Below are 20,548 nucleotides of genomic sequence, written 5' to 3'. Positions count from 1 at the left end.
GTCGGGATGGTTTTCTGAGACAAGCAACGGGTGCTTAGCTCAGTTGGTAGAGCGGCGCCCTTACAAGGCGTAGGTCGGGAGTTCGAGCCTCTCAGCACCCACCAAATCAGAAAACTGTCCAGTGCTTCATGGATCAGCAACACAGATCATACGAGCTTGGAGTGGTAGTTCAGTTGGTTAGAATACCGGCCTGTCACGTCGGGGGTCGCGGGTTCGAGTCCCGTCCGCTCCGCCAATAAAAGAAAAGCCCTTTGGTTCTCTGAACCGAAGGGCTTTTCCCATTTCAGAAGCCAAAAACACGCCAATCCCCCCTCGCCTGAACATTTTTGCGTTTTTCAGCAAAAAAATGCTTTTATCCCATAAGAATAGTTGCACAACGGGGAAAGCGCCCCCTATAATAGTGCCTCTTCCAGACGTGGTGACAAACGTCGGGATAGTTTTCTGGGTATGCGGGTGCTTAGCTCAGTTGGTAGAGCGGCGCCCTTACAAGGCGTAGGTCGGGAGTTCGAGCCTCTCAGCACCCACCACCAATACAGAAAATTATCCAGTGCTTCATGGATCAGCAACACAGATCATACGAGCTTGGAGTGGTAGTTCAGTTGGTTAGAATACCGGCCTGTCACGTCGGGGGTCGCGGGTTCGAGTCCCGTCCGCTCCGCCAATAAAAGAAAAGCCCTTTGGTTCTCTGAACCGAAGGGCTTTTCCCATTTCAGAAGCCAAAAACACGCCAATCCCCCCTCGCCTGAACATTTTTGCGTTTTTCAGCAAAAAAATGCTTTTATCCCATAAGAATAGTTGCACAACGGGGAAAGCGCCCCCTATAATAGTGCCTCTTCCAGACGTGGTGACAAACGTCGGGATAGTTTTCTGGGTATGCGGGTGCTTAGCTCAGTTGGTAGAGCGGCGCCCTTACAAGGCGTAGGTCGGGAGTTCGAGCCTCTCAGCACCCACCACCAATACAGAAAATTATCCAGTGCTTCATGGATCAGCAACACAGATCATACGAGCTTGGAGTGGTAGTTCAGTTGGTTAGAATACCGGCCTGTCACGTCGGGGGTCGCGGGTTCGAGTCCCGTCCGCTCCGCCAATAAAAGAAAAGCCCTTTGGTTCCCAGAACCGAAGGGCTTTTCCCATTGTGGGGCCGCAAATGCTCTAGAATCAGCGCTACCCTGACTCCACTCCTGCCTGATGCGCCTGCCCCGCAGCTTTTCCCCCTATCTTGCCCTGCGCTTGCGCCTGGCCCATCATGCTTTGCTGCAATTTGCCGCCAGCCTGACGAGTTCCATGGAGATCTTCTTTTTCCTGGCCGCTCCCGTCTTGCTGGGCCTGCTCAGCGTCATCGCCCTGCCCGGTTTTCTCGCCATGACCTTACCCTGGCCCGCCGCCCTGGGCCTGCTGGGTGCGCAAGTGCTGCTGACGTGCATGCCCACCTGGCTGCTGCGCAAGCGATTGTTGCCGGCCAATACCGCCGCCTGGCTGCGCCAGCTGCCCTTGCCGCCGCACCTGCGCTGGCAAGCCGATATCGCCGTGGCCAGCCTGCTGATGCTGCCGCTGGGCTTGGCCTATGCCGTCTCGACCAGCATCTGGCTGGCGCAGTCGCCACCCTGGTTGCGTCCGGTCGTCGCGCCCGGCATTGCCGCCACCATCGCCGTCTGGCTGCTGACCTGGCTGTTGACGACGCTGATCGTGGCGCAGCGCCTGCGCGCGCCACGCCCCGCCCAAGCGGCGCGCCCGTCAACGATGACGGCATACGTGCCGCAACGCCACCGCTGGCGCAGCATATTCCTGTGGCGCCAGCTGTTCTGGCTGCCGTTCTGGCGCAACGAAAATGTGACCGGCCTGCAGCAAAGCGTGCTGCTGGCCGCGGCTGGCGCCAGCATGCTGGCCTGGCTGCTGCGCGCACCGCTCGTGCCCGCGCCGCTGCTCGGTTTGCTGGCCAGCGCCAGCCTGGTCATCGTGACGGACCGGGGCGACAAGGCCTTGCGCGAGCAGATCGCCGTGCTGCGTCCCGTGCTCAACGCCTGGCCCCTGGCCAGCGGCAACCTCATCCGCCTGGCCTGCGCGGCCAGCCTGCTGCCGGCGTTGACCGTGCTGCTGGGCGCCGGCGTCTTGCTGTACGTCATCGATCCGGCAACCTTGCAGCAGCGCGTGACCAGCGTCTACGCCATCACGGCCTGCGCGGCCCTGCTGGCCATCGTCGGCCTGCCCCGCCTGACGGCACGCGGACGCGTCGCCCTCGTCGTTTTCTCCATCCTTGCCTTGAGCGCCATCGGAAGCGAATTATGGAATTGAAGCTGCCTTCTCCCGTGCTGCACATCGAGCACCTTGATTTTCACTTCCCCACGCACAGCGTCTTCCAGGGATTCAATCTGCAATGCGGTCCCGGCATCAGCTGGCTGCGCGGCGCGAACGGGGCCGGCAAGACGACCTTGCTGAAGCTGGCGGGCGGCGCCCTGCTGCCCGCGCGCGGCACCATCCGCCTGGACGCTATCGACAGTGGCTGCATGCCGCTGGCCTACCGCGCGCAAGCCTTCTATTGCGGCGGCGACCTACCCGCCCTGCCCTGGCTGCAAGTGCACGAGTTTCTGGACCTGCACCTGGCCCTGTATCCGGGCTGCGACCAGGCCCTGCTGAACGACGAGTTGAGCGCGTTTGCCCTGACGTCCACCCTGCAGCAAAGCATCAACGCCCTGTCCCTGGGCCAGCACAAAAAGCTGCAACTGGCGCTGGCACTGGCCTTGCCCGTGCGCCTGCTGCTGATCGATGAACCGTTCAACGGCCTCGATGCATCCGCCATGGCGTACCTGCGCCAGCGCCTGTCCGACCCGTCCCGCCTGGCGCGCCAGTGCATCGTGCTGACCAGCCATCTGGCGCCGGACGTGCCGCTGGCGGCGACGGTGGAAATATAGACAGGAAATACAGCTTTGCAGATCGGCCAAGGACAGCTTACGATGCCGTGTTGCAAAAACCGGCGATCCCGGTGCAGCCACCACCATAAAACGGCGCGGTTATTCACCGCGTCCAGCCTATTCTTGGAGATCAGCATGTTGAACACCCACCGCCGCGCCCTGGCCATCCTGTGCGCCGCCTTTGCCACCTCCGCCATCGCTGCCGGCCCCACGGGCACGGCCGCCGACTATGGCAGCAGGGCCCCGCACGCCGCCGCCCAGCGCGGCATCGAGTTGCAGCCCGACACGCGCCACATCAACGTCACGCGCGGCGAAACCGTCACCATCGCGCGCGCCGGCCAGCGTTTTACATGGCACGTGCAAACTTTCAACAACAAGACCGTCTTCGCCCTGAGCGACATCGCGCCGAAGGACATGGCCGTCGATGGCATCCGGGTGTATGTGGCCGCCAATCCCCTGTACGCGGGCAGCTAAGTTTCTTCTACGCATAAAAAAACCGGAAGGGCCTCGCGGCCGTTCCGGTTTTTTCAGCGTAAAGATTTACGCCGTCAATGCTTCTTTCGCTGCCGACTCTTCAACCACTTCCTCGTCGTCCGAGCGGATCAGGTGGTCAAAGGCGGACAGCGCTGCCTTGGCGCCTTCACCGGTGGCGATGATGATCTGCTTGTACGGCACCGTGGTGACGTCGCCGGCCGCAAACACGCCGGGGATCGAGGTCTGGCCGCGGGCGTCCACTTCGATTTCACCGTGGCGCGACAACGCTACAGTACCTTTGAGCCACTCCGTGTTCGGCACCAGGCCGATTTGCACGAAGACGCCTTCCAGCTCGACCTTCTTCGACTCGCCGCTGACCCGGTCCGTGTAGGAGAGGCCATTGACGATCTTGCCGTCGCCGTGGATTTCGGTCGTTTGCGCCGACGTGATCACGGTCACGTTAGGCAGGCTGTGCAGCTTGCGTTGCAGCACCGCATCGGCACGCAGTTCCGCGCCGAACTCGATCAGGGTCACGTGTTTGACCAGGCCAGCCAGGTCGATCGCCGCTTCCACGCCCGAGTTGCCGCCGCCGATCACGGCCACGCGCTTGCCCTTGAACAAAGGACCATCGCAGTGAGGGCAGTAGGCGACACCGTGGTTGCGGTATTCCTTCTCGCCCGGCACGTTGATTTCGCGCCAGCGGGCGCCGGTGGCCAGGATGACGGTCTTGGCTTTCAACACGGCGCCATTGGCCGTTTCAATCTGCACCAACTTGCCCGGCGTCAGTTTCGCGGCGCGCTGGGTGTTCATGATGTCGACTTCGTATTCCTTGACGTGCTGTTCCAGCGCCATGGCGAACTTCGGACCATCGGTTTCCTTGACGGAAATAAAGTTTTCGATGGCGAGGGTGTCGAGCACCTGGCCGCCGAAACGCTCGGCCAGCACGCCCGTCTTGATGCCTTTGCGGGCCGCGTAGATGGCCGCTGCCGCGCCGGCTGGGCCGCCGCCGACGATCAGCACGTCAAACACGTCTTTCTTGTTCAACGCTTCGGCCTGGCGTGCGCCGGCGTTGGTGTCGAGCTTGGCGAGGATTTCCTCGACATTCGTGCGTCCCTGGCCAAAGTGTTCGCCATTGAGGAACATCATCGGCACGGCCATGATTTGCCGCTCTTCCACTTCTTTCGGGAACACGCCGCCATCGATGGTGGTGACCTTGATGCGCGGATTGATGACCGACATGGCGTTCAGGGCCTGCACCACTTCCGGGCAGTTATGGCAAGAGAGCGAAATAAACGTTTCAAACTCGTAGTCGCCGTCGAGGTTGCGGATCTGCTCGATCACGGCCTCGTCGAACTTGATGGTGTGGCCGCCCACTTGCAGCAGCGCCAGCACCAGGGAGGTAAATTCGTGGCCCAGCGGCACACCGGCGAAACGCACGCCGATGTCGGAGCCGGTACGGTTGATGCTGAACGACGGGGCCCGTACGCCAGCGTCAAGGCGCTCGACCAGCGTGATCTTGTCGCTCAACAGGACTATCTCCTGGAGCAACTCCTTCATCTCGCGGGCTTTTGCGCTGTCATCGAGAGAAGCGACCAGCTCAAGCGGATACACCACTTTTTCCAGGTAGGATTTCAGTTGGGTTTTGAGGGTTGCGTCTAACATGATTTTTTCTTCCTTTACAAATATTTAGGCGAATGCCGGGCCGGACGCCCGGTCCGGCATCGCGGTAACTACTTGTTTGCTACGTCGTGCATCGAGACTTAGATCTTGCCGACCAGGTCCAGCGATGGGGTCAGGGTTGCTGCGCCTTCCGTCCATTTGGCTGGGCACACTTCGCCTGGGTGAGCGGCAACGTATTGAGCTGCCTTCACTTTGCGCAACAGTTCCGATGCGTCACGGCCGATACCGTTGTCATGCACTTCCAGCACTTTGATGAAGCCGTCTGGATTGATGACGAAGGTACCGCGCAGTGCCATGCCTTCTTCTTCGATCATGACTTCGAAATTGCGCGACAGGGTACCGGTTGGGTCGCCGATCAGTGCGTATTGCACTTTCTTGATCGCGTCCGAGGTGTCGTGCCATGCTTTGTGCGCGAAGTGCGAATCGGTCGAGATGCCGTAGACATCGACGCCCAGCTTCTGGAATTCAGCGTGGTGATCGGCCAGATCTTCCAGTTCGGTTGGGCAAACGAAGGTGAAGTCGGCTGGGTAGAAGACGAATACCGACCACTTGCCTTTCAGCGACGCTTCCGTCAAGTCGACGAATTTGCCATTGTGGTATGCGGTTGCCTTGAATGGTTTAACTTGGGTATTGATCAGCGACATTTCATTTCCTCTCGTGTGGTGAATCAGTAAGACTCTAGTGTAAGGGGTTTTAACCCATATGCAAAATTGATTGTCACAATAGTTTCAATTGGTTTTAGCTATCACGACATCATGGGAACTCCATGATAGGCAGTTCCCACGCGATTGGATAGCGGTGACAGTGGATACCCCTGCCGCCGCCAGGTGTTTAGTTCTTCAGTTCGTCCGGTACTTTGCCGCCGTTTTCCGCCAGCTTGATCATCACCTGGCGATGCAACCAGATATTCATGCTGGCCGAATCGTTGGTGTCACCCGTGAAATGCAGCTCTTGCGCCAGTTCCTTGCGCGACGCCAGGCTGCTGTCGAGTTGAAGCAGTTTCATCAGGTCAACGATGGACGTGCGCCAATTGAGTTTTTCCGCGTTCTTGCTGGCCAGGTCGACCAGCACCACTTCCACGTCCACCACGGGCGCGGCAGCCGCTGGCGCGGCAGGTGCGGCCGCCGGTGCTGCGGCAGCTGCGGTCGTGGCGGCGGCCGGCGTGGCGGCTGGTGCGGCGTCGGATGAATGGTGGAAGATTTTATTGTAGATATTGCTGAAAATGCCCATGAGGTCACCTCGAGTTGAGTGAATGGAAGAAATATTGCCTGCGCACCCCGTTAGCTACCGGTGACAGCAAAGCCGGGCGCAGGCGCCAGCCCGTCGAGTATAAGCCCGTTCAAGCCGGGAGCCCCGTCCCGCAGGCCTGGATGAAATCTGGTGGCGGGCGATGCCTGTTTCAAGGGTGCAAGGGCCGCTGCGCGTGCAGCAGCGCATCGAACGCTTCGATGGACAGCGGCGGCGCAAACAGCTCGCCTTGCGCAAAATCGCAGCCGATTTCCAGCAGCAGCGCGCGCTGTGCTTGCGTCTCCACCCCTTCGGCGATGACTTGCAAACCCAGTTTATGCGCCATGGTGACGATGGCTTCGCACAGCACCAGCTCGCTGCTGCCGTCCGCCAGCTTGCGTACCAGCATGCCATCGAGCTTCAGGTAATCGATGCCGCACTGCTGCAGCTGCGTCAGCGAGGCATGGCCGCTGCCAAAGTCGTCCAGGGCGATCTGCAAGCCCGCTTCGCGCAGGTGCTGCAGGCGTGGCGCCATGCTATTGCCGTTAGGTAAAAGTACATCTTCGCGCATGTCGAGCACGATGGCCGAGGCCGGCACATCGAGCGCCATCAGCTGGCGCAGCCAGGTGCCGGGCGCCTCCACTTCGCGCTGCAATTCCAGCGGCGACTGGTTCAGGCATAGTTGCAGCCCCGGCAAGCCGATGGCCTGGCCTTGCGCGCGCCAGCGCAGCAGTTGCGCAGCCGCCGTGTGCAGCACCCAGTCGCCGATCTCCACGATCAGGCCGCTGCTTTCGGCCAGCGCCAGGAAATCCGGCGGGCATACCACGCCCCGCTGCGGATGCTGCCAGCGCAGCAGGGCTTCCGCCTTGGCAAGCTTGCCGCTGTGCAGCTCGACGATGGGCTGGTAATACAGCTGCATCTGCTGCTCGCGCAAGGCCGTGCGCAAGTCCGCCCCCAGGCGCATGCGGTTGACGGCCGCCACCTGCATGGCGGGCGTAAAGTAGCTGTAGCGGTTGCGCCCCGCCCCTTTCGACACATACATGGCCTGGTCCGCCTGCTTGAGCAAGTCCTCGATATTGCCCGCGTCGTCCGGATACAGGGTGATGCCGATCGAGGCGGAAACAAAGGCCTGCTCCTGTCCCAGCAGGAACGGCGCCAGCAAGCCGTCGAGTATCTGCCGCGCGATGCGGTCGACTTGCTGCAAATCATCGAGGTCGGACAGGATCACCGTGAATTCATCGCCGCCCAGGCGCGCCACCGTGTCCGTCTCGCGCACACCCACGCGGATGCGCCGCGCCGCCTCGATCAGCAGGATATCGCCCTGGTGGTGGCCGAGCGTATCGTTGACTTCCTTGAAATGGTCGAGGTCGATGAACAGGATGGCCACGCGGCTCGCATCGCGCCGGCCCTGGGCCAAGGCCTGGCGTAAGCGTTCGTGGAACATGCGCCGGTTCGGCAATTGCGTCAGGGTATCGAAATTGGCTTGCTGCCAGATCAGCGCTTCCGTTTGCCGCTTGTCCGTCACGTCTTCCAGCATGCACAGGTGGTGCGGTTCGCCATGGCGCGCCGTGGCGATGGCCGTCACCGACGCGTCGACCCACACCACGCCGCCATCGGGACGCACGATGCGCTTGGCGTGGCGAAAGCCGTGCAAGCTGCGCGCCAGCAACTGCGCCACCTGCTCCAGCTCGCCAGCCACATCATCGGGATGGCTGATCTCCATCCAGCTCGTTTGTTTCATGTGTTCCAGGCTGCGCCCGCTGATGGCCAGGTAGCGTGGATTGATGTCGAGAAACTGTCCGCTCACGGTATCGATCAGGGCGATGCCCATGGGCGCTTCCTCGAACATGGTGCGAAAGCGCAATTCCCCCTGGCGGATGGTTTCCTCGGTACGGTGGCGCTCGCGTGCCAGGTTGTTGAAGTGAAAGGCAGCCGACACGGCCAGCAGGCTGCCCGCCAGGCCCAGCGACAGATACAGCCAGCCCAGGTCGGCGCCCGGCACGGGACGGTACAGGAAGCCTTTGTAGGCGCGGCTGTCCGTGGCATGGCGCGGCAGCACCCCCATGCTGGCATAGGTGTCGGCGATGTGCTGCCAGCGCTGGGGATTCATGTAGCCGAGCTCCACCAGCACGGGCTGCAGCAGCAATTCCATCTGCTGCGCCTCGTACAGCAGGTGCGCACGGTCGTGGCGCTGGCTGTATTTGGCGTGGATCAGTTGCGCCATTTCCTCGCGGTGCGCCATCGCGTATTGCCAGCCGCGCAGGCTGGCCGCGCGGAACGCTTTCACGCGCTCGGGATGGCGGCGCAGTTCCTGCTCGCTGGTAAACAGGTTGTCGCCGTAGAAATCGATGCCGGCCGTGCGCGGCGTAAATTGGTAGTAGGGAAAGCCCGCCCGGTCCAGGTAGTCCGGTTCATTGGTGGAGTACGCGGCAATCGCATCGACCTTGCCATTGATAAAATCCTCGATCCGGTAGCTGGGCGGCAAGTGGCGCATCTGCTGCGGCGCGACGCCCATTTTCGCCAGGAACAGCGACACTTCATCGGAGGCAAGGGCCACGTCGCTGGCCGCACCGATCATCACGGGCGCCCCCACCAGTTTGCGCACGTCGGGCGCGCCGCCCTGCTGGCGCATCAGCAGCACGCTGGGCGAATGCTGGAACACGACGGCCAGCACCACCACGGGCTTGCCCGCCAGGCGGCTGAGCAACAAGGTGCTGTTGCCCACGCCATACTCGGCCCGCCCCGCCAGCACGGCTGCCTCGGCGAGTTGTCCGCCACCGCCTTCGACCAGTTTGACCTCCAGCCCCGCCTCGCGGTAATAGCCTTGCTCGATGGCTGCGTAATAGCCGGCGAACTGGAACTGGTGCGTGAAATTGAGGTGCAGGGAGACGGGTTCCAGCGCCCGCGCGGGCGTGACCAGGCACAGCAGCAGGAAGAAACAGCAGCGGAAAGCGTCGGGGGCTTTCATCGGCATGGCGCAACACCACAGGAAGCTGCCAAGCTGGCAGGGGTAAGGCTATTGTAGCCGCCCCTTTTGCCAATGGATAACTATTTCAGTGAGGACAATAGCGTTGATGTTTTTGGCAAACAATGTCGCCATTGTTTGCGCTAGAACACGACGCCGGCCACCAGAATGATGTTGGCGTACGGACTGCACTCGCCCGTGCGCACGATGGCGCGCGCGCCCTTGCTCAATTGCTTGAACTCCTCGTGCGTCACCTGGCGCGCATCGGGCAAGGCCAGGGCCGCCACCTGCGCCGCCATGGCCGGATTATGCTGCGGCAATTCGCTGGCGAGCAAATGGTATTCCACCTGCATTTCGCTCAGCACGGTATTCACGGTATCGATGAAGCCGGGAATGCCGCGCGTCAGGGCCAGGTCGATCAGGGGCACGCCCGGTTGCGACGGCAAGCCCGCGTCGCCGATGACGAGCATGTCGCCATGGCCCAGCGAAGCGATCAGTTGCGACAGTGCAATATTAAGCAGCGGTGATTTTTTCATGGGTTCAGAACAGCTCGTGCAAGTGGGGAATCGAGGTTTGCGCGCCGGGCTTGGTAACGCTCCAGGCGGCCGCGCGCTGGCCTTGGCCAATCGCTTCCGCCTCATCCATGCCGGACGCCAGGCCCGCCACAAAGCCGCCAATGAAGGTGTCGCCGGCGGCCGTCGTGTCGACGGCTTGCACCACTTCGGCCGGGAAAGTGTAATCGCCGCCATACAGAGCCGCATGCACACCCTTGGAGCCCAAGGTGATGATGACGTTGTCGCTGCCCAGCTTTTGCAGCGCCGCGGCCAGCGCCTTGGCGTTCGCGCCTTCCGGGCTGACGCCGGCCAGCATGGCCGCTTCGATTTCATTCGGAATCAGGTAGTCGACCAGTTCCAGCACGCCTGCCGGCAGGCTGGCCGCCGGAGCGGGATTGAGCACCACGGTCTTGCCCAGCGAACGGGCCAGTTTGATCGCATGCACGACGGTGGCCATCGGCGTTTCCAGCTGCAGCACGACGATGTCGGCCTGCTCGATCAGCTCTTTTGCCGCGTCAATGTGCGCGGGGCTGAGCAGATCGTTGGCGCCGCCGGCGATGACGATGCTGTTCTGGCCATTGTCGTCGACGAGGATCGAGGCGATGCCCGAGGCCACGCCCGGCAAGGTGGTGATGTGGCTGTCGATGATGCCGTCGCCCACCAGCGCCGCGCGCAAGGTCGCGCCAAACGCATCGTCGCCCACGCAGCCGACCATGGCCACTTGCTGGGCGCCCGCCACTTTGCCGCTCAGGCGCGCGCAGGCCACGGCCTGGTTGGCGCCCTTGCCGCCAGGAATCGTACGGAAAGCGCCGCCCGTCAGGGTTTCGCCGGGGAGGGGCATGCGCGGCACGCGCAAGACCAGGTCCATATTGATGCTGCCGATAACCACGATCATGATGTCATTCCCATCAGTTCAGTTGCAGGTAAAGAAGTAGGTACAGAAGCAGGCACTGCGGCGACACTGGAGCCGCGCACGTGCAGCTCCGGGGCGATGCTGCGCTGCTGGCGCGGCAAGGCAGGGTCGGCGATACGCGCCAGCAGGCAGGCGGCCGTGATGTGGCCCAGCTCGCGCGTATTTTGCGCCACGCTGGTCAAGGCCGGATGCACGAAGCTGGCCAGGTCGATATCGTCGAAGCCGACGACGGCCAGTTCCCCGGGTACGGCAATGCCGCGCTCGGCGGCGGCGCGCAAGGCGCCAAAGGCCATCAAGTCGTTGCAGCAGAACAAGGCGTCCGGGCGCTGGCCTGGCGGCAGCGCCAGCAAGTCCAGCGCGGCAGCATAGCCGCCCGCGCTCGTGAAATCGCTATGGCGGCACAGCGTATCGGCCAGGACTACGCCTGCGTCCGCCATAGCGCTGCGCACGCCAGCAATGCGGTCATTGGAAATGCTCACTTCGCGCGGGCCGGCGATGCAGGCGAGGCGCCGGCGTCCCAGCCCCAGCAGATGGCGTGCGGCCAGCGCGCCGCCGGCGCGGTTGTCGACGGCCACGGCATCGATGGACAAGTCACTGGGCGCGCGGTCGAGCAGCACGGCCGGCACCTTCATCTTGCGCAGCAATTCGCCATCGCTGTCGGCCAGCGCGGACAAAATCAGGCCGTCGCAGCGCTTGGTCAAGAGCACATTCAAATAGTCGCGCTGCTTGACGGGGTCGTCATCGGAATTGCACAAAATGACGCTGTAGCCGGCCGCGTAGCAGCTGTCCTCGATGCCGCGCGCCACTTCCGAAAAATACGGGTTCGTATTATTCGGAATGATCAGGCCGATGGTGCCCGTGCTGCGGCTGCGCAAGGAGCGCGCCAGCGCGCTGGGCACGTAATGCAGTGCCTCCGCCGCCGCCAGCACGGCGCGGCGCGCCTCGTCGCTGACGGGGCGGGTATTGTTGAGGACGTGCGACACGGTGGTAAACGACACCCCCGCCGCCTGCGCCACTTGTTTAATGGTTGCCATGGGCCAGTATTATGAACGCTCGCCGCGGCGGCGGTAGGTATCGAGCACCACGGCCGCGACGATCACCAGGCCCGTGACGATGCGTTTCACGGGTTCGGACACGCCCACTTGCGCCAGGCCCGCTTCCAGCACGGAAATGATCAATACGCCAATAAACGTGCTGATGACGGAACCGCGTCCGCCCATCAGGCTCGTGCCGCCGATCACGACGGCGGCGATCACTTGCAATTCCATGCCCACGCCGCCGTTCGGGTCGGCCGCTTCCAGGCGCGACACCTGGAACAAGGCGCCCACGCCGGCGAGAAAGCCCATCAAGGCAAACACCAGCACTTTCGACGGTTTTGTATTGATGCCGGACAAACGCACGGCTTCTTCATTCGTGCCGATGCCGATCCAGTGGCGTCCCAGCACCGTGCGCGTAAGCACCAAATGGCCGATGACGACGATGGCGATCGAGGCGATGAAGGCGGGCGACAGACCGAACGCGATCGGCGAGCTGATGCCGTCAACGGCGCTGCCGATGTATTCCGTGCGCGAATTCGTCACTTGATACGCCATGCCGCGCGCCATTTCCAGCACGCCCAGGGAGACGATGAACGAGGGAATGCGCCAGCCGACGGAAATGAGGCCCGTCGTGGCGCCGCACAGGGCGGCGACGAACATGCCCAGCAGGGCCGCGCTCCACACGGGCCAGCCCCAGTGCACGACGGCCAGCGACAGTACGGAAGCGGCCAGCGCCATCACGGAACCGACCGATAAATCGATGCCGCCGATGATCAGCACGAACGTCATGCCGACGGCCATCACGACCAGGGTCGGGATGTTGTTCGACAGGGTGCTGAGGGTGGCAAGAGTGAAAAAGTTTTCGCTGGCAAACGAGAACAGCACGCACATGGCGACCAGGGCGCCGATCAGGCCCGCATAGTTTTTCAGGTCGGCCAGGCTGCGCTGCAGATACGATGGGGAAGAGGTAGTGGTCATGGGAATCTTTCCGGCGGATCAGGCCGCAGCTGGAGTGGAAGTGGGGGTCAAATAGCCGGAGAAGGCGGCCGACAGCAGCGCGTCCTGGCTCCAGGCGCCGCGCTCGAAGGTGTCGACGATGCTGCCCGCGCTCATGACGGCGATGCGGTCGCAGATCAGCATCAGTTCGCGCAAGTCGCTCGATACGATGACGAGGCCCTTGCCCTGGCGCGCCTGTTCGGCCAGCACCTGATAAATATCAAACTTGGCGCCGATATCGATGCCGCGCGTAGGCTCGTCAAACAGCATCACGGGGCAGTCGCGGTACAGCCAGCGGGCGATCACCACTTTTTGCTGGTTACCGCCGGACAATTCAGCCACCGTTTGCGCGCTGTTGCGCGAACGGATGCCCAGGCGTTGAATATAATCGTCGGCCACCGACGCTTCGGACGCGTCGTTGAGCCAGCCCGCGCCACTGACCGTGTCGAGCGCAGCCAGAGTGGTGTTGACGGCGATGGACTGGCGCAACAACAAGCCTTGTCCCTTGCGGTCTTCCGTGATCATGGCGATGCCGGCCTTTACCGCTGCCTGCGGCGAGGTCAGAGCGGCCGGTGTTTCGCTGTCGCCAAGGAACACGTCACCGGCGTCGGCACGGTCGGCGCCGAAGATCAGGCGCAGCAATTCCGTGCGGCCAGAGCCGATCAGGCCGGCGATGCCGAGGATTTCGCCGGCGCGCAAGTCAAACGAGGTCGGGTTGACGACCTTGCCGCGCGCCAGTCCCCGCACGCGCAGCAATGGCGCGCCGATGGTGCGACCGCTCAGGTCCACCGCATCGTCGGCCGAACGGCCCACCATCAGGCTGACCAGGTCGGCGGCGGAATGGCCCGCGATGTCGTCGTCGCAGACGAGCTGGCCATCGCGCAGCACGGCGATGCGGTCGGCCACGCGCTTGAGTTCTTCCAGGCGGTGGGAAATATAGATGATGCACACGCCTTCGGCTTTCAGGCGTTCAATTTGCAGGAACAGCAATTCCACTTCGCGGTGCGTCAGCATGGCCGTCGGCTCATCTAACACCAGCAGACGGCAGGCGCCAATCAGATTGCGCGCGATCTCGATCATTTGCTGGTGGCCGATGCCCAGTTCGCCCACGAGGGTCCACGGGTCGAGACCGCCCAGGCCCACTTTTTCCATCTGTTCGCGCGCGTCGCGTTCGAGGCGCGTACGGTCGATGAAGCCGAAGCGTTGCGGCAGATTTTTCAGGTACAGGTTTTCCGCGATCGACAGGGTGGGGATCAGATTGAGTTCCTGCATCACCATGCGGATGCCCAGCGCCTCGGCGGCGCCACGCGAGGCGGGCTGGTAGGGCTTGCCGTCGAGCAGCATCGTGCCCGTGGTGGCTTGCTCCAGGCCGCAGATGATCTTCGACAGGGTGCTCTTGCCCGCGCCGTTCTCGCCCGTCAGCGCCAGCACCTGGCCAGGGGCAAAGCGCAGGCCCACGCCGCCCAGCACGGGGCCGACATAGGATTTGCCGATGTTATCCAGGGTCAATAGAGGGGTGGCGGCTGATGGCGCCGGGGGAATGTCGATGGGCATGATAAAACTCCGCGGGAAAAGACGGCGGGGCCGGCGCCAGCAAGGTTGCGATGGCGCTGGCCCCGGCGGGATCAAACGATCAGGACTTGGCGCCCTTGGCGACCAGTTCGACCTTGGTTTCGATGACGCCACCCAGATCGGCCTGTTTCTTCTTCTGCGCCAGGGCTTTCAGCACGGTCTCGATGCCGAACACGGCTTGCTGCGAACCGAACTGGTCGGCGGTAGCCAGCACGCGGCCATCGGCCAGCATCGGCTTGATGGCGTTGATGTTGTCGTAGCCGACGACGAGCACTTTGCCCGTCTTGCCGGCCGCCTTGATGGCGGAAATGGCGCCGATGGCCATGTTGTCGTTACCGCACAGCAAAGCCTTGATGTTCGGATTGGCGTTCAGCATGGCGGCCGCGACCGTGTTGGCAGGAGCGATTTCCCACTGGCCCGACTGCACGCTGACGACCTTGGCGCCGGCCGCGTTCATGGCGTCCTGGAAGCCCAGGGTGCGCTGCTGCGCGTTGTAGGTAGTCGAGACGCCTTCGATGATGCCGACCGGGTCGCCCTTCTTGATCTGCTTGGCCAGGAAGTCGCCGACGACCTTGGCGCCTTTGCGGTTGTCCGGGCCGACGAACGGTACGGAAATACCCTTCTCTTTCAGGGCGCCTTCGTCGAGCTTGTTGTCGATATTGACGACGATGATGCCCGCGTCGATGGCTTTCTTCAGCACCGGCACCAGCGCTTTCGAGTCGGCCGGGGCGATCACCAGCGCGTTGACGCGCGAGACGATCATTTGCTCGACCAGCTTGATCTGGCTCGACGTATCCGTTTCATCCTTGATGCCGTTCGACAGCAAGTCGTACTTGGCGGCATTGGCCTTCTGATGCGCCTTGGCGCCATTTTCCATGGTCAGGAAAAATTCATTGGCGAGCGACTTCATCACCAATGCGACCTTCGGTTTGGCAGGTGTCTGCGCCATCGCCGGCACGGCGGGCAAGGCACACACGAGGACAGCGGCGGCAATCATTTTCAGGCGAATACGGGATGTCATGAGCGTCTCCAGAGTTGTTGGTCAAGCACGTGTACTGCATGCTTTTTAGGAAATTCGTTGCGCGCAAACGTTTGCGCGAAGCGAATAGTGCCTCAATGCCCTATTACAGTGCAAGCAAAACTGTATGTGCGGTGCAGCAAAAAGGCAGCGCCCAGAGGGAAACATCCAGGCTGATGCGATCAGCCTGGCGAGGGGAAATGCGTGGATTCAGGAATTTGCTGCGGGACGGGCGCTGGCCCATTGCACGGCCAGCACGCTGGCCAGCACCAGCAGCAAGCCCAGCATCGACCAGCCCGTCATGGCCTGGCCCAGCAAGGCCCAGCCCAGCACGACGGCCATCAGGGGACTGAGCAGACCCAACGAAGAGACGGCCACGGGCGACAGCCTGGCGATGCCGCGGAACCACAAGGCGTACGCCAGCAGGGCGCCGGCCAGGCACAGGTAGGCGTAGGCCAGCACTTGCTGCAGGGATAATGCAGGCAAGGGCGCGTCAGCCAGCCAGGCGACGGGCGCCAGCATCAGGCCGCCGAGCAGCAATTGCCAGCCCGTCAGCGCCAGCACGGGCAAGTCCGGCTTCCAGCGCCGCGTCAGATAGGTGCCGGCCGCCATGCAGGCCGTGCCACCCAGCGCGGCGGCGATGCCGACCGGTTCCCACACGGTGCGCGGCGACAGCAACAAAACACCCATGCCAGCCACGCCCAGCACGCTGGCCCCCAAGGCCAGGCGGGCCGGACGGCGCCCTTCCACGCCCCAGGCCAGGCCCATCACCAGCAGCGGCTGGATGGCGCCCACCACGGCCGCCAGGCCGCCCGGCAAGCGGTAGGCGGCGACGAACAGCAGCGCCTGGAATACGCCGATATTCAACGCGGACAGGATCAGCACGCGCATCCAGTCGCGCCGCGCGGGCAGGCGCCGCATGACCAGCAGCAACAGCAAGCCGGCCGGCAGGACGCGGATCAGGGCCGCCGTGAAGGGCCGGTCGGGCGGCAGCAATTCGGACGTGACGATATACGTGGAACCCCAGATCAGGGGCGCCAGCGCCGTGAGCACGATATCGCCCCAGGCGGGGCGGACGGAAGAAGAAGCCATACAACTATCTCGACACTAAGATAAAAACTCAGTGTGGACGCGAACTATCTTGATGTCAAGATAAATGGGCGTGCGCGCCGCTGCCTGCGGACGTAAAAAAGCCCGGCGTGGCCGGGCTCGGGGAGCAGATCAGGCGGCAAGCTGCACCGCCTGACAGATTTAATCGCGCACGCGGCGCAGGGTTGTTACCCGCACGCCGCCCATGCTGATCTGCGCCGTGCTGCCATCGTCGCTGACGATAATATCCATGGCCGCTTCGCCCGTGCCTTCCGGCGCGATCGTCACGGTATTGCCCTTGGTGGTGAAGGTGGCCTTGGTCGAGGTGCCGTTATTGATCACGCTGTCACTGGTAAATTCCAGGACGTTGCCCATCGCCGCCTGCCATTTCCCCACCGCCGGGTGGCCGCCAAAGCTGAACACGCTTTTCAGCTTGTCCAGCATGCCCGCACCCTGCGCGGCTGGCGCTTTGCCTATCACACCGGTCATGGCCGCCTGGCTCATCTGCGTTTCGTCGATGACTTGCCATTGCTTGTCGACCAGCGCCATCGGCAATCGCACTTGCAGATCGCCGTCCGGCAAGCGCTGCAGGATCAGTGCGCGATCCGCAGACTTGGCGAACCACGCCGCCTCATCGGTCAGCGTCAGGGTGGCCTTGGCCATCGCCACTTGCTGTGCGCCCAGGTCGCGCACCTGATCGTAGCCGCTGACCTTGGCCACTTTCACGCCCTTGGCCACGCACAGCTTGTCGCCGCGCAAGGCCGCCTTGCCCGGCGCGGCCAGCGCGTAGACAAATTGCGATTGCGCAACCCAGCCCCCGCTGCCCTGTTCGACGGGAGCGTTGTACAGCCCGCTACGCACGAGGATATCCAGCCATTGCCGGGTCGAACTGTCGTACGACGCCACGCGGATCTCTTCCTTCTGGTACGGCAAGTTGGTGAGGCACAGCAGCTTGTCGCGCACCGCCTCGTCAGCGGCCAGGTGGGCATCGATGGCGCGGCTGAAACTGCTGGCCGAGGCCGCCTCTGGCTTCAGCAGCCACGCCAGGGCGCCGCCAGCCACGACGACGACCGCCAGCACGCCGCCGGCGATCACCACGTGACGCCGCTTCATGCCGGACAGCGCCGGCGTCACGGCTGGTGCGGATGCCGGTACAGGAGCGGACGCGGGCGCCGGTGCGGCGTTGACGGCCTTGCCGCATTCATCGCAGAAGCGCGCGCCGGGGGCATGGGCGGTGCCGCATTTGGTGCAGAAGTGAGCCATGGTGTGCCTTACTTGAGTTTATGCGCGCATTCACCGCAGAACACGTCATCGGACGCGACCGGCGCTTTGCAGCTCGGGCATTGCAGGCTGTCGGCCGGCGCAGCGGCCGAAGCAGCGGGAGCGGCTGGCGTGGCCGGTGCCGCAGCTTGCTCGGCCAGGGCGCGCGCACGGTCACGCGCTTCCTCGGCTTTTTTCTTGACCGTGGCCAGGCCGTCGTTCAGGCTCGCTTCCGAGGCGCTGAAATCGACATTGCGCGTGGCGTTCAGGTAAATGATGCACACGCCCTTGGTGAAGATCAGGCCCGGTACCACGGCCGCGGCCGCCAGCAGCAAGCCGCCGCCCAGGCCCGCTGCGATGATGTAGCCGGAACCGCCATTCAGACCCGAAGCCAGGGTATACATATTCATCTGGCCGCCCAGGCCCAGGATGCCTGCGGACATGCCGCTGGTCAGCGATACGCCGGTACCGACCACGCCAAAGATCAGCAGCGCCACAAACGTCGTGATCAGGAACAGCAGCACTTCCAGCAGAATCACGGACACCAGCTTGGTGCGCACGATCAGGTTCAGGCGGGCAATGATCTGGAATATGGTGGCGCCCGACCAGGCGGCAGGGCCGGCCAGCGGCAGCATCACGTAGAACAGCGCAAACACCAGCACGCCCAGCACGATGGCCGACAGCGGGAAGACGACCGTGTACAGCACGGGGCCGAGCACGGGAATCTTGCAGACAAACAAGATGATGGCGATGGTGATCATGGCCGCCAGCACGATTAAAAATTCAAGGAAGACGACCGCGATCAGGCGGTGGCTCGTGACCAGCGAAACGAGCATGGCATCAACCAGGCTCATGCCAGGCTGGCCTTGCGCATCGCGCATCAGCATGATGCCGACGGCGTTGGAGCCGTAAAACATCACGAGGAAAGCCATCAGGCCACCGACAAAGACCAGCAGCGGACTGCTCATGCCGCCGGCAAGCATCGTCAGCACGCCACCGACGAGCACGGCGCTGATGAAGGTCAGGGCCAGCAGCGCAATCGCGCGAAAGTTCCTGATGGCGTCGGTCGCTTCGATCAGCGAGCCCACGGCGGAGGAAAATGGAAGAGGTTGATGTGTTTGTGTGGAAATGGTCATGTCTGGCCTGGAAGGGGTGAATCGGGAGGGGACGGCCTGCCTGGCCGTCCCATGGTCATGCTGTGTCAGTAGGCGAGCGCCAGTTGCAACTCGTTCGCGGGCGCCTGGCGCTGGACGATCTGCAGCTTGACGTCCTGGCCGCCGACGCGCTTGCTATTCAGGTACAGCGCCGTGCGTACCGGGTAAATGCCCTGCGGCACGCCTTCAGGCATGGGGATCGAAAAGCCGCCCTTGTAGGCGCCACTGCCGTTATTGCTGCTGACCACCTTGCGCACGGTTTTGATCAGGTCGCCATTTGGCTTGTACAGGCTCAATTCCTCTTCCACCAGCGGGTTCGGATCGCGCGTGCCGGCCGCCACTTCGATGTACGAATTGGTCTGCGCCTTCTGGCCCGGACGCACGGAGGATGGCGTAAAGCCCGTCTCGTATTTCACCAGGGTCGACTGCTCGGGCAGCTTGCCCTTGTTGGCCACCTTGTAGTCCGTCTGTACCTGCTGCGCCGTCTTGACTTGCTGGCTTTGATAATTCAGGGCCACGCAGGCGAGCGCGCCCAGGCTGGCGCCCAGGGCCGCGCCGCGCACGGTGTTGTTGCCACCGCCCAGCAAGCCGCCGACGACGGCGCCGATGCCGGCCAGCATGGCCGTATTGCATTCGCCACTGGCCGCTTCCGTGCCTGCGGTGGTGGTATTGCCTGTGGCGCCAGGGCCGCCCGGCGCGGCGCAGCCGGCCAGCATCGACGACACGACCAGCATCGCCACCAGGGGCTTGGCCATTTGTTTCAAGTTTTTCACGTTATTCTCCGAAAGAATCAAAATAGGAATGGGCGGAAAGCTGCGGCTTACTCGATCTGAATTTGCGACAGCGCCTTGTCCTGCGCTTCCTTCGCCTTGCGCTTGATGTCCTGCGCAGGGCGGTTGCCCTTGTCCATGCGCAACACGGCATTCGCATTGGCAATGGCACAGTCGTATTTGCGCTGGCTCATGCAGTGGCTCGCTTCCGACAGGCTGTCCGTGATCACGCTTTCCAGGCCCGTCGTCTGTTTGACAGGCGCCGGTGGCGGGGTCACCTTGACGGGCTTGGCCGGTTTTTCCACGACAGGGGCTGGGGCCGCTGCTGGAGCCGGCTCGGGTGCCGGAGCAGGCGCTGCCGCTGCCGCTGCCGCTGGCTCAGGCTCCGGCTCGGCAGCAGGTGTCGCGGCAAGGTCGCCCGCCGAGCCGCCATCGAGCGCAGCGTCATCGATGGCCAGCGGCTGCTCGGCGGCCGGCGCAGGGTCTTCCTGCACCGGCAAGGTTGCCTCCGGTTCAGGCACGGTGACAGGCGGCTTGCCTGACAAGAAATAGTAAGCGCCCGCACCGCCCAGCAGCACTACCGCTGCGACGGCCGCGGCGATCAGTTTCATGCGCTTGCCAGCCGGTGGGCTGTCAGCCGGCGTGTCGGGAACGCTGTCTGTCACTGCTGCGGGAGCGGCTTCTGGTTCCCGTGCAGGGGTGGGCACAGGGACCGGATCGGCACGGCGCTTTTCAAGCACGGGCGGTGGCGCAGGTGGCGCGACCGGTTCCGCCACCGGTGCCGGGGCAGGCTCAGGCACGGACACGGATTCAATGACGGGCGCAATCTCCGGCGCGATGACCGGCTCTGGCAACGGCGGCGGCACCGCTGCGGCCACCGGCGCCACGGCAAAGCTGAACGCGCACTTGGGGCAGAACCGGGCGTCCAGC

General features: G+C 63.3%; 18 protein-coding genes and 6 tRNA genes. 9 read left to right on the top strand and 15 right to left on the bottom strand.

Features of this window, described 5'->3' with window-relative positions:
- Nucleotides 1-28: 28 nt before the first annotated feature.
- The 9 genes from HWE17_RS11555 to HWE17_RS11515 all read left to right on the top strand — a co-directional run bounded on the left by HWE17_RS11555 (nt 29) and on the right by HWE17_RS11515 (nt 3,383).
- Nucleotides 29-104, top strand: a tRNA-Val gene (locus HWE17_RS11555).
- 54 nt (nt 105-158) lie between these two features.
- Nucleotides 159-235: transfer RNA gene (locus HWE17_RS11550), tRNA-Asp, on the top strand.
- A gap of 216 nt (nt 236-451) precedes the next feature.
- Nucleotides 452-527: transfer RNA gene (locus HWE17_RS11545), tRNA-Val, on the top strand.
- Nucleotides 528-584: 57 nt separating this feature from the next.
- A tRNA-Asp gene (locus HWE17_RS11540) sits at nt 585-661 on the top strand.
- Between the two features lie 216 nt (nt 662-877).
- A tRNA-Val gene (locus HWE17_RS11535) sits at nt 878-953 on the top strand.
- Between the two features lie 57 nt (nt 954-1,010).
- Nucleotides 1,011-1,087 (top strand) — tRNA-Asp (locus HWE17_RS11530).
- A gap of 101 nt (nt 1,088-1,188) precedes the next feature.
- Nucleotides 1,189-2,292 (top strand): hypothetical protein, encoded by a 1,104-nt coding sequence (locus tag HWE17_RS11525; protein ID WP_255206205.1) that lies wholly within the window; start codon nt 1,189-1,191, stop codon nt 2,290-2,292.
- Nucleotides 2,283-2,909, top strand: a complete 627-nt coding sequence (locus tag HWE17_RS11520; protein WP_176388837.1) for an ATP-binding cassette domain-containing protein — start codon at nt 2,283-2,285, stop codon at nt 2,907-2,909. Before HWE17_RS11525 ends, HWE17_RS11520 begins: the two co-directional genes overlap by 10 nt.
- A gap of 135 nt (nt 2,910-3,044) precedes the next feature.
- Complete coding sequence (locus HWE17_RS11515; RefSeq protein WP_176388836.1) at nt 3,045-3,383, top strand: CzcE family metal-binding protein; 339 nt, start codon at nt 3,045-3,047, stop codon at nt 3,381-3,383.
- A gap of 66 nt (nt 3,384-3,449) precedes the next feature.
- Here the strand turns inward: HWE17_RS11515 and ahpF are convergent, their stop codons facing one another.
- The 15 genes from ahpF to HWE17_RS28650 form a co-directional block, all read right to left on the bottom strand.
- Nucleotides 3,450-5,045: an alkyl hydroperoxide reductase subunit F gene (gene ahpF / locus HWE17_RS11510; protein ID WP_176388835.1), complete on the bottom strand. Its 1,596-nt coding sequence runs from the start codon at nt 5,043-5,045 to the stop codon at nt 3,450-3,452.
- Nucleotides 5,046-5,143: 98 nt separating this feature from the next.
- Entirely contained in the window at nt 5,144-5,707 is a 564-nt protein-coding gene (gene ahpC / locus HWE17_RS11505; RefSeq protein WP_034753905.1) for an alkyl hydroperoxide reductase subunit C, read from the bottom strand.
- Between the two features lie 187 nt (nt 5,708-5,894).
- Nucleotides 5,895-6,293: a DUF3597 domain-containing protein gene (locus HWE17_RS11500; RefSeq protein WP_035823037.1), complete on the bottom strand. Its 399-nt coding sequence runs from the start codon at nt 6,291-6,293 to the stop codon at nt 5,895-5,897.
- Between the two features lie 169 nt (nt 6,294-6,462).
- The gene (locus tag HWE17_RS11495) at nt 6,463-9,264 is read right to left on the bottom strand and encodes an EAL domain-containing protein (RefSeq protein WP_255206204.1); all 2,802 of its coding nucleotides are present in this window, start codon (nt 9,262-9,264) and stop codon (nt 6,463-6,465) included.
- Between the two features lie 134 nt (nt 9,265-9,398).
- Nucleotides 9,399-9,791 carry a D-ribose pyranase gene (gene rbsD / locus HWE17_RS11490; protein WP_035823039.1) on the bottom strand — a complete coding sequence of 131 codons (393 nt, stop codon included), beginning with the start codon at nt 9,789-9,791 and terminating at the stop codon, nt 9,399-9,401.
- Nucleotides 9,792-9,795: 4 nt separating this feature from the next.
- The gene (rbsK, locus tag HWE17_RS11485; protein ID WP_176388834.1) at nt 9,796-10,704 is read right to left on the bottom strand and encodes a ribokinase; all 909 of its coding nucleotides are present in this window, start codon (nt 10,702-10,704) and stop codon (nt 9,796-9,798) included.
- Nucleotides 10,701-11,756 carry a LacI family DNA-binding transcriptional regulator gene (locus tag HWE17_RS11480; RefSeq protein WP_035823044.1) on the bottom strand — a complete coding sequence of 352 codons (1,056 nt, stop codon included), beginning with the start codon at nt 11,754-11,756 and terminating at the stop codon, nt 10,701-10,703. Before HWE17_RS11480 ends, rbsK begins: the two co-directional genes overlap by 4 nt.
- A gap of 9 nt (nt 11,757-11,765) precedes the next feature.
- Complete coding sequence (locus HWE17_RS11475; RefSeq protein ID WP_035823046.1) at nt 11,766-12,737, bottom strand: ABC transporter permease; 972 nt, start codon at nt 12,735-12,737, stop codon at nt 11,766-11,768.
- 18 nt (nt 12,738-12,755) lie between these two features.
- Nucleotides 12,756-14,309 (bottom strand): sugar ABC transporter ATP-binding protein, encoded by a 1,554-nt coding sequence (locus tag HWE17_RS11470; RefSeq protein ID WP_176388833.1) that lies wholly within the window; start codon nt 14,307-14,309, stop codon nt 12,756-12,758.
- 79 nt (nt 14,310-14,388) lie between these two features.
- Nucleotides 14,389-15,324: a sugar ABC transporter substrate-binding protein gene (locus tag HWE17_RS11465; RefSeq protein WP_255206212.1), complete on the bottom strand. Its 936-nt coding sequence runs from the start codon at nt 15,322-15,324 to the stop codon at nt 14,389-14,391.
- A gap of 231 nt (nt 15,325-15,555) precedes the next feature.
- Nucleotides 15,556-16,437 carry an EamA family transporter gene (locus tag HWE17_RS11460; RefSeq protein WP_176388831.1) on the bottom strand — a complete coding sequence of 294 codons (882 nt, stop codon included), beginning with the start codon at nt 16,435-16,437 and terminating at the stop codon, nt 15,556-15,558.
- Nucleotides 16,438-16,596: 159 nt separating this feature from the next.
- Nucleotides 16,597-17,697, bottom strand: a complete 1,101-nt coding sequence (locus HWE17_RS11455; RefSeq protein ID WP_176388830.1) for a zinc ribbon domain-containing protein — start codon at nt 17,695-17,697, stop codon at nt 16,597-16,599.
- Nucleotides 17,698-17,705: 8 nt separating this feature from the next.
- The gene (locus HWE17_RS11450; protein WP_176388829.1) at nt 17,706-18,830 is read right to left on the bottom strand and encodes a zinc ribbon domain-containing protein; all 1,125 of its coding nucleotides are present in this window, start codon (nt 18,828-18,830) and stop codon (nt 17,706-17,708) included.
- A gap of 65 nt (nt 18,831-18,895) precedes the next feature.
- Nucleotides 18,896-19,621: a hypothetical protein gene (locus HWE17_RS11445; RefSeq protein WP_152598803.1), complete on the bottom strand. Its 726-nt coding sequence runs from the start codon at nt 19,619-19,621 to the stop codon at nt 18,896-18,898.
- A gap of 47 nt (nt 19,622-19,668) precedes the next feature.
- Entirely contained in the window at nt 19,669-20,229 is a 561-nt protein-coding gene (locus HWE17_RS28650) for a hypothetical protein (protein ID WP_255206203.1), read from the bottom strand.
- Nucleotides 20,230-20,548 lie beyond the last annotated feature (319 nt).

This window comes from Janthinobacterium sp. BJB401, assembly GCF_013372745.1.
GTDB lineage: Bacteria > Pseudomonadota > Gammaproteobacteria > Burkholderiales > Burkholderiaceae_D > Janthinobacterium > Janthinobacterium rivuli.
The sequence above is the reverse complement of the archived record's forward strand: the minus strand, read 5'-3'. Positions and strand labels throughout refer to the sequence as shown.